Here is a 12219-nt window from a genome sequence, read left to right as displayed (position 1 = left end):
CACCGCCACCATCACCGCCAAGATCAAGTAACACCCCGCGCCAGAAGCGCACCGCACCACACAACGGACACAGCACCTCGCACCCGCGAGGTGCTGTGTCCCTTCCGCGGTTCAGCAGGCAGCCGGACGGGAGGCGCCGGTCGGCTCAGCCGCGCCGGCGCCACCAGCGCCGTGGCCGGGACTCGAGCCGCAGCTGTTCCGCAGCCTGCGCTGCGGACGCGAGACGGGCCTCCCGTCGGGATCGCCAGGCGGAGATCTCGGCGTCCACGTCCCGGAGCGGCGTCACGACCGGTGGGCCGCCGAGGAGCTGGCGCCGGGCCTCCTTCACGCGGGCGTTGAAGTCGACCAGGACATCGCGCACGTCCGACTCGACCGAGAGTGCGTCGAGGGCATCGTCGAGCTCGGCGTCCTCGGTGCGGAGTGCCAACGCGGGTGGAGCGATGCCGCGGATGTCCTCGCGTTCGATCTTCGACTTGATCCACCAGTCCGGGTCGTGCTGCCCGTCGTTCCCCGGCAGGGGTTTGCCGTGGTACGGGTTGCCCTCGAACACCCCGCGGCGCTCGGCCTCCTCGATCTGGGCCCTCGCGTGCGCCGCGACGTCGGCGGCCTTGAGCAGCCGACGTTCCTCTCGCACCTCGTCCGGGTCGAGGGAGCCGCGTTCGATCTCGCTCTCCACGAGCTGCTGGTAGCGGTAGCGAGCGGCCCTCCTGAGCCGGTCCATCCGTGCGTCGACGTCGTTCATCGTCAGACCATCATGCGCCCGACAGCTCCTCGATCGTCAAGGCCGCCTGGATGAGCGCGAGGTGGGACAGACCCTGCGGCAGGTTGCCCATGAAGTCGCCGTCCACCGCGCTGAGCATCTCGCTGAACAGCCCGACGTCGTTCGCCTGGTCGACCATCTCGTCCATGAGCGCTGTCGCGTCGTCGACCCGGCCGGTGCACGCGAGCGCCGCGGCGAGCCAGAACGAGCACGCGACGAACGGGGACTCCTCGTCCTCCAGCCCGGAGTACCGGTACACGAGCGGGCCGTGCTGCAGTTGCTCCTGGATCGCGTCGATCGTCGCGGCCATCCGGGGACCGCGGTCGAAGCCCGACATCGCGTGGATGAGGATCGAGGCGTCGAGGGCGTCGGTGTCCGGGTGCATCACGTAGTGGCCGAGTTCCTCGTTCCACCCGTGCTCGGCGACCCAGTCCGCGATGAGCCCACGGTTCTTCTCCCAGATGTCCCTGTTGCCGCCGATCTGCCCCTTCTCGTGCAGTTCGATGGCCGCGTCGAGCGCCTGCCAGCACCCGATCTTGCTCGTCGTGTAGTGCTGGGTGTCCTCGAGTTCCCACATGCCGGCGTCCGGCTTCTCCCACTGCTTGCACGCGTCGTCGGCGAGGCCCTCGAGCACCGCAGCGGTCTTGCGGTCGAGGACGTTGCCCTGCCGGACGTACTGCCGCATGATCTCGAAGACGTCGCCCCAGACGCCGAGCTGCATCTGGCCAGACGCCCGGTTGCCCTCGGTCACCGGTCCGATGCCGTTCCACCCCGGGACGTCGCGCTCCTCGACCTCGTCGCTGACCTCGCCCTCGAGCGTGTAGAAGATCGGCATGCCGTCGTCGTGCTTCGCGATCGTGCGCATCACCCACGACACCGCGGCGTGCGTCTCCTCCCGCAGCCCGAAGCGGTCCAGCGCGTGCACGGTGTAGGACAGGTCGCGGACCCAGGCGAACCGGTAGTCCCAGTTCTTCCCGCCGGTCCGATCCTCGGGGAGGCTCGTCGTCGGCGCAGCGGCGATCGCTCCGGTCGGGGAGAAGATCAGGAGCTTCAGCGCGAGGGCGCTCCGCTGCACGGCGTCCGCCCACGGGCCGTCGTAGTTGAACTCCCTCGACCAGGTTGCCCAGTTCTCGATGGTCCGGTCGATGCCCTGCATGGTGAGCTCGGGTTCCGGCAGGAAGATCGGTTCGTCGAGGGTCCCGACGATCGTCAGGATGTGCTTCGAGCCCTCCGTGGTGCTGAACCGACCGGAGAAGCGGGGGCCGTCCTCGTGCACCGGGTCGAACCCCTTCTCGACGATCGCGATCGTCACGCCGTCGACGCCGATCACCGAGCCGTTGACGGTGTCCAGGCGCTTCGGTTCCGCGGTGTGCAGCAGCGTGCCGGGGACCACGGCCCACTCGAGCTCCACCGTCCCCTCGACGCCCTGCACGCAGCGCCCGATCTCGGCCCACGGCAGGCGTCCCGCCACACCGGTGACCATCGCATCCGTGACGGTGCAGCGTCCGGTGTCCGTCGTCCACGTCGTGACCAGGACGTTCGTCCCGGGGATGTACTCGCGGTCGACCCGTGCGTCGTGGTCCACCGGCCGGAGCGCCACGTGGCCGCCGTCCTCGGCGTCGAGGATGCTCGCGAACACGGGCGGCGAGTCCATCGACGGGATCGGCAGCCAGTCGATCCGTCCGTCCCGGGCGATGAGTGCCACGGTGCGGCCGTCCCCGATCGCCGCGTAGGACCGGAGCGGGGCGTACCCGTCGGTCCGCTCCGCGGTCCGGTCGACGTCGGGGGTGTCTCGGGTGCGTTGCGACATGCACCCATGGTGCCCGCGGTGCCTGGGGCGAGCCGTTCCGGTCGTACCCCGGCTGCGCCCTGCGGCCATGCGGACGGACTGGAGGCTCGGTGCCAGCTGGCACCGAGCCTCCAGTCCTTACCTCGCGACGGGACGTGACCGCTCAGCCGAGCGGGGTCGGGTCCACCGGGTCCGGCGGGACCGGCAGCGATCCGCGGATCTGGTTCTGTGCCTGGCACTGGCTGGTGCAGTTCGTCGCACCGGCGCTCAGTTCGACCGCGTCCTCGCCGAGGACACCACCGAGGCGACCACCGGGCTGGACCGTCCACGTGGTCGTCGTCGCGGTCTGCGAGGTCTTCGTCGCGACCTGCGGCGAGTCCTTGCCGAGGAGCATCTGGTGCGAGCCCGAGCCCGAGGTGACGGCCGGGGTGCCGTCACCGAAGTTGACCTTGCCGGTGTACGGGTTCGTGAAGTAGAACAGGCCGTCGCCGAGCGTGTGCGTGAAGGTGACGGGGCCGGCGAACTCGGTCTCCATCTGGAAGATGCCGCCCTGTGCGCCGTCCTTCGCCTGGATCTTGAACTTCCCGGCACCCGTGGCGAAGATCGCGGTGAGGGTGTCGTCGCGCACCTCGAGCTGGGACAGCTTCGTGCCGGACAGCTGCGCCGGGGTCAGCGATGGGATCTTCGAGGCGAACACCACGGTCGGCTTCGTCACCATGCGCTGCGTGTCCGGGGCGCCGGTGAGCGTGTAGTCGTACACGCCGAGGTCGGCGACGCGGATGTCGAACCCGTTGTGGATCCCGCGGACCTTGATCGTGCCGGAGACCGCGAGGTCCTTCGCCTTGAAGTCCTTGCCGCTCGCCGGGTTCGTGGTGGTGCCGTTGATCGTGACGGCGTAGTCGCCGCCGGTCGACGTCTTGCCGGACGCGCTGGCGGGCGCGACGCCCACCAGGGCGACGGCCGCGATCGTGACCGCTGCGACGGCGGCGGCGATGCCGGCGACACGACGGGTGGGTGCGGTGGACATGGGGACCTCCAGGGGGCCGTGCGGGCGACCGTCGCCCGCGCTGTCGATCCTGCGGTGCGTCTCTCCGCGGCGCCATCGGACCTTCGGGCTAGTACCCGTGGTCGCGGGCCCAGAGCGCGGCGCTCGTCCGGTCGGTGACGCCGATCCGTCGGAACACGTTGCCGAGGTGGGCCTTGACGGTGCGTTCCGCGATGCCGAGGGCCGTCCCGATCTGCTTGTTCGACATGCCACGGGCCACGAGGACGAGGACGTCGCGTTCTCGTGGCGGGATGTCGGGGCCCGAGGCGCTCGAGCGCGGATCGCGCATGTCGGCGTCGCGCATGCGCGGGAGGAGCGAGCGGGCCACCCGCGGATCGATCGGCACCTCGTCGCGCGCTGCCGCACGGACCGCTCGCACGACGTCGTCGGGGGCCGCGTCCTTCAGCAGGTACCCCGTCGCACCCGCCGACAGCGCAGCGCGCACGCGGTCGTCGTCGGCGAAGGTCGTCAGCACGAGCACCCGGAGCCCCGGGAACCGCGCGCGGAGTTCCGCGGTCGCGGCGACCCCGCCGATGCCCGGCATCGACAGGTCCATCACGACGACGTCCGGCGTGACCTCGGCGGCGACGTCGAGCGCCTCCTCGCCCGTTCCAGCCTCGCCGACGACCGTGCAGTCGTCCGTCGTGCCGAGGACTGCGCGGAGACCGCTGCGGACGAGCGCGTGGTCGTCGACGACCATGACCCTCATGCGATCGCCTCGGTGTCCGTCGGGACGCGGAGCTCCCATGTCGTGCCGGCATCCGGAGCGGTCCGGAGGGTCAGCGATCCGCCGACGTCGATCGCGTGCTGCCGCAGGAGCGTGGTGCCGAGGTGGCCGTCCCGCTGCTGCGCGAGGACCTCGTCCGCCTCGAACCCGACGCCGTCGTCCGAGACCGCGACGACCAACTCGACGGGGGTCGTCGTGATCGTCACCCTGACCGTCGTCGCCCGGGCGTGCACCACCGTGTTCGCGACGGCCTCGCGCACGAACCGCACGACCGTGTGCAGCGCGGCCGGGCTCGCCGTGACCGGATCCGGTACGCGGAGGACGGTCTCGAGCCCGACGCTCCTGGCTCGGGCGCAGGCATCGTCGAGCGCCCTGCCGAGGCCGTCCTGCTCCGGCGCTGCCGGTCGGATCGCGGAGAGCGAGGAGCGCAGCGACGACACGGCGCCTCGCAGGGTGCCGGCGGCCTCGCGGAGAGCGGGGTCCCCGGCCGCTCCGAGGGACATGGCCAGACCGGCGACGTCCTGCACGGCGCCGTCGTGCAGTTCCGCGGCGACCCGTCGCCGTTCCTCGGTCTGGGCGTCGAGCGCACGGACGAGCAACCGCTCCCGTTCGCGCTGGCCGTCCCGGATCCGGACGAGCAGCCAGAGCATCACCGGCACGAGCAGGCCGAGCACGACACCGACCGTGCCGAACGCGAGTCCCGCGAAGGCTGATCGGAGGCGGGCGGCGCTCGCCAGGACGTCGTCGTAGCGGTAGTAGACCTCGAACAGCAGCGGACGGCCCGACGGGGTGTGCACCGCCTGGTAGGCCTCCAGCAACGGTCCACCGCCGCGTTCGTAGCGGTTCTCGGGCTCGTCGAGGTCGGACACCTCGGCGTCCGACTCGTCGGTGAGCAGCGCGTCGAGGTCGTCGCCCGACAGCGTGAAGCGCTCGCCGACCAACCGCGGCTCGTCCGACCAGAGGATCGTGCCGTCCCGGTCCCAGACCTTCACGCGCACCGCCGTGTCACCGGGGAGCGCGTGGTCCACCGCGGTGGCCAGCCGGTCCCGCGCGGCCGTCCGATCGGCGGCGTCCACCGTCTCGTCGGCGATCGCGTCGTCCAGTGCCGGTTCGATGACCGCGCGAGCGAGCGTCGCGGTGTCCGTGGTCGCGTTGCGCACCGCGAGCCACTCGGCGATCCGCTGCGAGACCAGGGTCCCCGCCGTCGCGACGAGGAGCCCGCCGACCACCGCGGCGACGACGACGCCGGTCAGGACACGTCGCCACGGGACAGCAGCGCGACGCGGCCGACGGCCTGGATCGGCGCGGACGACCACGACCGGGCCGTCGGCGGTCGACGCCGCGTTGCTCGACACCCGTCGTCTCTGCACGCCGGCCACGCTAGTCGTCGCATGTCGTACGCCGACGACGACGCGGCGACGCGTCCGCTCGTGTGCCGGACACGTCCAGCGCCGACGGGCAGTGTCGTGGGCATGAGTGACACCGCCGAACAGGCTGCCCGTGAGACCGGACGACAGGCGAGACGCGCCGCCGACAGCCGCTGGTTCGAGCTGCTGGCGCGCGGCGGGTTCGTCGGCAGCGGTGTCGTGCACCTGCTCATCGGGTACCTGGCGATCCTGCTCGGGATCGGTGACGCCGCGGCCGGGAGCGGCTCGCAGGGATCGCAGTCCGGCGAGACCGACCAGTCGGGAGCACTGGCGCAGATCGCCGCGGTCCCCGGGGGCGTCGTGCTGCTCTGGATCGTCGCCGTCGGCACCGCGGCGCTGTGCCTGCGCCTCGTGCTCGAAGCGGTCATCGGCGGCCGGACCGACAGCACCCGGGCCTGGCTGAACCGGGCGAAGAACATCGGCAAGGCCGTCGTCTACGGCGTCATCGGGTACTCGGCCGGGTCGTACGCGCTCGGTGCCGGCAAGAGCTCGTCCGGGTCGACGAAGAGCGCCGCCGCGCAGGCGTTGGCGACACCGGGCGGGGTGTTCCTGCTGCTGCTCGTCGCCGCGATCGCCATCGCGATCGGGATCGGCCTCGTCGTCATCGGCATCCGCCGCTCGTACCGGAAGCAGCTCGTCACCCCGCCGAAGTCGGTCGAGCGGCCCCTGACCGTCGTCGCCGTGGTCGGCTACGTCGCGAAGGGCGTCGCGGTCGTCATCGTCGGCGTGCTCGTCGCTGTCGCCGCCTTCCGGAGCGACCCGGACCAGGCGACCGGGCTCGACGGGGCCTTCGACGCCCTGCACCGGATGCCCGGCGGGGTGTTCGTGCTGATCGCGATCGGGATCGGGTTCCTGGCGTTCGGCGTCTACAGCTTCTTCCGCGCGAAGTACGCGAAGCTCTGATCGTCAGTCGCGGTCGCCGAACAAGCCCATGCCGTGCTTCGTCAGCACGTCGTAGGCGTCGCCGAACGTCTGCGGCTCCGGCGCGTCCGGCTCGTACTTCGCCAGTAGCAGCCCGAGCAACCCCTTGCCCGGCGCGGTCAACGGCCGTCGGCGCTCCCGGTCGCCGGGTCCCGTCCGCGAACGCTCCGGGTTCCGCGGGACGTACGGCTTCGCGACGTCCGGCCAGAGCTGCGGCTGCCGGGGGACCTTCCGGTTTAGGACGTTCTGGATGCCGCGGGCCCCGGCGTCCCGGTGCGTGACCGGCTCGAGTCCGTGCTGCTGCGTCAGCGTGTGCACGATCGCGGCGTGGTGCATCGGGTCGTTCACGATCGTGCCCGGCTCCGTGTACGCGGACACGACGAACGTCGGTACGCGACCACCGAGCCGGTCGAAGGTGAACCCCATCTCGCCGGGGGCCGGCTTCCCCGAGGGCGGGACGGCCCCCGGCGGTGGCACGTGGTCGTAGATGCCGCCGTGCTCGTCGAACGTCACGACGAGTGCGGTGTTGACCGCGTTGGAGCCCCGCGTCGAACGGCCGCCGCGGACCGCGCCGTAGACCTCGGCGAGCAGGGCCTCCGCGGCCCGGACGTCGGACATCGCGCTGTCGTACGGCTCCTCGCCCGGCACCTCGACGACCTTCGGCCGGTTCTGCGGCGGGTGCATGTCGTTGTGGTCGAACACCATCCGGGGCTCGACGAACGCGTAGTCGGGCAGGTCGCCGTTCGCCGCGTCCGCGTGGAACTGCTCCATGCTGCGGAAGTTCGTCTTCCAGTACCGCTCGATCGACGGCGCGTGCAGGAACCCGGTCAGGGAGACGACCTGCTCGGCGTCGAAGTACACGCGCCAGGTCTTCCCCGCGTCCTCGAGCCGGTTGAAGATCGTCGGCACGTCCGGGGCGTCGAGCCACTTCTGCGGACCGCCTTCCCGGGTGTTCGTGACGAATCCGTGCGAGGTGCTGGCGTGGAAGAACGACCGGTTGCAGAACGTCTGGGAGGGGACCGCGCAGTGCCAGTGGTCGTACACCGCGAAGGACTTCGCGAGCGTCGAGAACACCGGCAGCATCTCGGGGGAGAAGCCGCCCATCACGCGCGAGTACTCGGCGACCGTGGGCTCCCTGCCCCGTTCGATGCGGTAGTTGACGACGTAGTCGTGGACGAAGCCCGACATCGGCGGCGCGCTCGTGTCCGACGGTGCGTTGTACGGTGCCGCGTACCCGTGCTGCTCTGGGCGCTCGTTCGACGCCGGGTCGACCACGCCGAACCACTGCGTGTTGACGTGCGGGTAGAACTCGCCCGGGTCGGGGTCCGGCTGCGACATGACGTCGTCGGTCGATCCCTCGTAGACGTGTGCGGGGACGACGGTGCCGTCGGGGGCGGTGTTCGCGTACAGCCCGGACTGCAGCCCTTCGAACGACTGCCCCTCGCCGAGCTCGTCGTCGGTGTACAACCGGCCGAGCACGTGGTCGAAGCTGCGGTTCTCGAACATCAGGACCACGACGTGGTCGAAGCCGGGTTCACGACGTTCCGGCAGCGGGGTGAACCCGTACCGCTCGTCCTGCGTGCGCCGGTCGTAGGCCGCCGCCGCACCGACCGCGCCCGCGCCGACGGCGGCGCCGGCGGCACCGATCCCGGCGCGGCGGAGGAACGCCCGGCGTGAGTGCTGCTCGTCTGCCGACATGAGGGCAGTGTGCCGCACCGCGCGCACGCGAGCAACGAGCATCCTCAGACACGATGTCCCGCGGACGGGGGACCGCCGGGGTAGCCTGGGCGACTGCCCGACCCGACGAGGAGAGACCAGTGAACGACGAGACCCCGCGCCACGCCGACCAGCTGGAGCACGCGGAGAACGCCGACGTCGTGGTGAAGGTCGACCGGATCGAGGTCGACGGCACGAACGTCCGCGTCAGCTCCATCGGCGACACCGGGGTCCGCCCCTTCGTGCTCGTCGCCGGCCTCGGCATCGCGTCGACCTACTATGAACGGCTCGCCCCGAACCTCAACGAGTTCGGACCCGTGCACGCCCTCGACCTGCCCGGGTTCGCCGGCGTCCCGAAGTTCCGTGGTGCGGTGTCGATCGAGCGGTACGCCGACGCCGTCGAGCGCGTCCTCGACGAACTCGGGCTCGAGGACCCGGTCCTCGTCGGCCACTCGATGGGCACGCAGATCGTCACCGAGGTCGCCGCGCGCCGTCCGAAGATCAGCGACCTGGTCCTCATCAGCCCGGTGATGGACTCGAACGCCAGGACCATCAGCGAGTCCGCGGTCCGCTTCCTGCGGTCCGCCGTACACGAACCGGCGGCGGTCCGCTGGCACGCGGTGACCGCGTACGCGCTCTGCGGCTGGCACTGGTTCCGGAAGGTGCTGCCGAAGATGGTCGCGTTCCGGATCGAGGACCGTGCCCCGCAGGTGCAGGCGCGCACGCTCATCGTCCGCGGCGAGCACGACGCCCTCGTGCCGCGTGACTGGATCCGCCGACTGGCCAGGGTGTTCCCGTACGCCGTCCTCCGCGAGGTCGTCGACGGCGCGCACTCGGTGATGCACGCGCAGGCCGACGCCGTCGCGGCGCTGGCCGTGTCCCACGTCCGCGGGGACCTGCCCGACCGCGGGGTGTCCTCGTTGCAGCGCGTCCGGGACGACTCCACCGCGTCGGACCTGGCCCGGCTCAGCCCGGGCGATGCGTGGCTCGTCGTGAAGGCGCGGTTCCTGGAGCTGCTCGGGATGGCGAAGGGCGACGACGAGGTCCTCGAGGCCGGCAAGTCGGCACACGCGGTCGCGATGGCGGACGAGGACGATGCGCCGGTGGCGCCGGAGGACCGCGCAGCGGTCGTCGACGCGGCTGCCCCGGAACTGGACGAGCACGGCCGACGCAAGGCCGGCTAGGAAGGCGACCGACGGGAGGCCCGTCACCGGTCTCGAGATCGGTGACGGGCCTCCCGTCGGTCGCGTTCAGTGCGCCCAGACGCGCTGTCAGGGTGTGATGCGGCCCGGCAGCATGTCGGGCGTGAGCGCGTGCGCCTCCGCGATCACCTTGCGGGCCTCGTCGGTCTTGTCCCAGACGTTCCAGAGCAGGACGCCGCGGACCAGCTCGTCGTCGTCGAGGTAGTAGACGACGCCGGTGGTGTTCGGCTCCTGCCAGTCCTCGACGGTCCGGAGGGACGTCGTGACCTGACCGACGGCCTCGTACCCGACGTCGAAGACGTCGGAGTAGAACATCGGCGTGTGGTCGTAGGTCTCGTCGGCATCGGCGAGGTTCCGCCCCGCCTGTCGCCCCTGCTGCTGCGCGTTGTCGACGTGCTCGACGCGGCGGGTGCCGAGGATCCGGTCCGGGTACTCGGCCACGTCGCCGGCGGCGAACACCGCAGGGTCGTCCGTGACGAGCGTCGAGGACACCACGATGCCGTCGTTCACGGTGAGACCGGCTGCTGCGGCGAGCTCGGTGGCCGGCTCGATGCCGAGACCGGCGACGACCGCATCGGCCTCGATGACCGAGCCGTCGTCGAGGGTGAGCGTCACGCCACCGTCGTGTTCGACGCCGGATGCGACACGTCGGCCGAGCCGGAGTTCCACGCCGTGGTCCACGAACCGTTGCTGGAACGCGGCGGCGAGCCCGTCGGGGAACATGTTCCCGCCGACGACCTCGTCCGGGTCGACGAGCGTGACGCGGGCGCCGTTCTGCACGACGCCCGACGCGATCTCGGTGCCGATGTACCCGCCGCCGACGACGACCACGTGCGCCCCGGCGTCGGCGAACCCGCGGAGCTTCCGGTAGTCGGCGGCACTGCGGTAGTCGAGCACGCGGTCGGACGGCTCGAGCCCGGGGAGCCCGCGGGGGTGTCCACCGGTCGCGATGAGCAGCTGCTGGTACCCGAACGTGCCGCCGTCGGCCGTCGTCACGGTCTTGCCGTCGCGGTCGATCGACGTCACCACGGTCCCGAGCACGAACTCAGCGCCCGTCTCCTCCGTGTGCAGGTCGACCTTGTCGTCCCAGCTGAAGTCCGGATCGGTCCAGAGCTTCTTCGACAGGGCGGGGCGGGCGTACGGACGGTCGGCCTCCTCGCTGATGATCCCGATCGAGCCGTCCTGGTCGATCTCACGGATCCCCCTGGCGGCGGAGTCGGCGACCATCCCGCCGCCGACGATGAGGTAGCGGTAGTCGGTCATCGGCGCTCCGCTCTACGCGTGGGCCGAGGCGTCGGCGACCGCGGGCGTCGTCGCGCTCGCGAGCGGGGTGCTCGGCGCGCGGTTCTCGGCGCTGACCATCCACGCGAGCTGCTCGAGGCGCTCGATGAAGCCGTGCAGCAGGTCCGCGGTCGTCGGGTCCTCGTCGTCGACCTCGTCGTGCACGTCGCGCATGGTCCCGGTGGCCTGGTAGAGGCGCAGCGTGACCTGGTCGATCGCGTCGTGCGTGGTGATCTCGCCCTCGGGGAACTGGTCGAGGTGGCTCGTCGCCGCGACGGTGCTCGAGCGGCCGTCCGGCACGGCGTAGAGCGCACGCATGCGCTCGGCGGTGTCGTCGGCGAACTCGCGTGCGGCGTCGACGATCTCGTCGAGCTGCAGGTGCAGGTCGCGGAAGTTCGTGCCGAGGATGTTCCAGTGGGCCTGCTTGCCCTGGACGTGCAGGTCGATGAGGTCGACGAGGACGGCCTGCAGGTTGGCGGCCATCTTTTCGGATGCGTGCATGAGCGGCTCCTTCAGCAGGTGTGCGCGGTTGGTGACCACTCCGGTCTACGCGCTGCGTCGGAGTCGCTTCACAGAGCACGGGCAGGGTCGTGTCCCCCCGCCGCGCACAGCGGACAGGACGGACGCCCCGGTCAGTGCGCTGGGGTCGTCGCGGCGGGGTCGATCTGGTCGACGGCGTCGCGCATCTGCTCGAGGAACACCGCGACGACACGGGCATCTGCGGGCGGCAGGCCCTCGGCGATGGACATCATCCGACGGTGCATCACGCCGAGCGTCGCGCGGACCTCGTCGTCGGTCTCGGTCGTGGGGGTGATCACGAGCGCTCGTCGATCGGTGGGGTGCGGCTCGCGCCGGACGTGGTTGCTCCGCACCAGGCGGTCGATGAGGATCGTCGTCGACGCGGAGGAGATCTTCAGGTAGGCGGCGAGGTCCTTGGGGCTGACCTGCCGGCCTGACCGCTGCGCCTGCAGCAGGTAGCGGACGGCGAGCAGGTCGGTCTCGCCCATGCCCATCGAGTCACGGGTGCGCCGTCGCATCGCGGTCTCGGCGGCCCGGTAGCGACGCAGGGCGTTGAGGACCGCGACGCCGCGTTGGGTCGCGTCGTCATCCGGGAACCAGTATCCGGATGCTTCCGTGATCTCCTGCGTGGACATGGGGTTCAGGGTAACCCGTCTCGTTGCTAGACGGTCTAGCGGCTTCCGTACCCCGGAACGGACGGGAGGCTCGTGGCGGATCCGCCACGAGCCTCCCGTCCGGTGCGCGGTCCCGTCCCGATCGTGCGGAGCGGGCCGATCGTGCGGAGCGGGCCGAATCGCGCGTAGGGAGCCGAAACGCGCGTAGGAAGTCGGAA

Annotated in this window: 11 protein-coding genes; 2 read left to right on the top strand and 9 right to left on the bottom strand. The window is 71.2% G+C overall.

Annotated features, from left to right (window positions below; all coding sequences use genetic code 11):
* Positions 1–145: 145 nt before the first annotated feature.
* The 5 genes from ACO0E1_RS06560 to ACO0E1_RS06540 all read right to left on the bottom strand — a co-directional run bounded on the left by ACO0E1_RS06560 (position 146) and on the right by ACO0E1_RS06540 (position 5691).
* Positions 146–742, bottom strand: coding sequence for a DnaJ family domain-containing protein (locus ACO0E1_RS06560; protein WP_422873453.1), 597 nt, complete (start codon positions 740–742; stop codon positions 146–148).
* Between the two features lie 10 nt (positions 743–752).
* Complete coding sequence (locus tag ACO0E1_RS06555) at positions 753–2570, bottom strand: glycoside hydrolase family 15 protein (protein WP_422873452.1); 1818 nt, start codon at positions 2568–2570, stop codon at positions 753–755.
* 142 nt (positions 2571–2712) lie between these two features.
* Positions 2713–3576, bottom strand: a complete 864-nt coding sequence (locus tag ACO0E1_RS06550) for a hypothetical protein (RefSeq protein WP_422873451.1) — start codon at positions 3574–3576, stop codon at positions 2713–2715.
* A gap of 88 nt (positions 3577–3664) precedes the next feature.
* Positions 3665–4294 (bottom strand): response regulator, encoded by a 630-nt coding sequence (locus ACO0E1_RS06545; protein WP_422873450.1) that lies wholly within the window; start codon positions 4292–4294, stop codon positions 3665–3667.
* A gap of 5 nt (positions 4295–4299) precedes the next feature.
* Positions 4300–5691 carry a sensor histidine kinase gene (locus ACO0E1_RS06540; protein WP_422873449.1) on the bottom strand — a complete coding sequence of 464 codons (1392 nt, stop codon included), beginning with the start codon at positions 5689–5691 and terminating at the stop codon, positions 4300–4302.
* Positions 5692–5793: 102 nt separating this feature from the next.
* Between ACO0E1_RS06540 and ACO0E1_RS06535 the strand changes: the two genes are divergently transcribed.
* Positions 5794–6651 (top strand): DUF1206 domain-containing protein, encoded by an 858-nt coding sequence (locus ACO0E1_RS06535; RefSeq protein ID WP_422873448.1) that lies wholly within the window; start codon positions 5794–5796, stop codon positions 6649–6651.
* Between the two features lie 3 nt (positions 6652–6654).
* On the opposite strand, the gene ACO0E1_RS06530 is transcribed toward ACO0E1_RS06535, so the two are convergent.
* A complete protein-coding gene (locus tag ACO0E1_RS06530) occupies positions 6655–8367 on the bottom strand; it encodes an alkaline phosphatase family protein (RefSeq protein ID WP_422873447.1) in 1713 nt (570 codons plus the stop codon).
* A 119-nt stretch (positions 8368–8486) separates the two neighbouring features.
* Here ACO0E1_RS06530 and ACO0E1_RS06525 point away from each other — a divergent pair, with 119 nt between their 5' ends.
* Positions 8487–9569: an alpha/beta fold hydrolase gene (locus tag ACO0E1_RS06525; protein ID WP_422873446.1), complete on the top strand. Its 1083-nt coding sequence runs from the start codon at positions 8487–8489 to the stop codon at positions 9567–9569.
* Positions 9570–9656: 87 nt separating this feature from the next.
* On the opposite strand, the gene ACO0E1_RS06520 is transcribed toward ACO0E1_RS06525, so the two are convergent.
* The 3 genes from ACO0E1_RS06520 to ACO0E1_RS06510 all read right to left on the bottom strand — a co-directional run bounded on the left by ACO0E1_RS06520 (position 9657) and on the right by ACO0E1_RS06510 (position 12022).
* Positions 9657–10850 (bottom strand): NAD(P)/FAD-dependent oxidoreductase, encoded by a 1194-nt coding sequence (locus ACO0E1_RS06520; RefSeq protein ID WP_422873445.1) that lies wholly within the window; start codon positions 10848–10850, stop codon positions 9657–9659.
* A gap of 12 nt (positions 10851–10862) precedes the next feature.
* Positions 10863–11369: a Dps family protein gene (locus ACO0E1_RS06515; protein WP_281266669.1), complete on the bottom strand. Its 507-nt coding sequence runs from the start codon at positions 11367–11369 to the stop codon at positions 10863–10865.
* Between the two features lie 131 nt (positions 11370–11500).
* A complete protein-coding gene (locus tag ACO0E1_RS06510) occupies positions 11501–12022 on the bottom strand; it encodes a MarR family winged helix-turn-helix transcriptional regulator (protein WP_422873444.1) in 522 nt (173 codons plus the stop codon).
* Between the last annotated feature and the right edge of the window lie 197 nt (positions 12023–12219).

The organism is Curtobacterium guangdongense (assembly GCF_049341845.1).
GTDB lineage: Bacteria > Actinomycetota > Actinomycetes > Actinomycetales > Microbacteriaceae > Curtobacterium > Curtobacterium guangdongense.
Note: the sequence above shows the minus strand (reverse complement) of the source record. Positions and strands in the feature narration are given on the sequence as shown.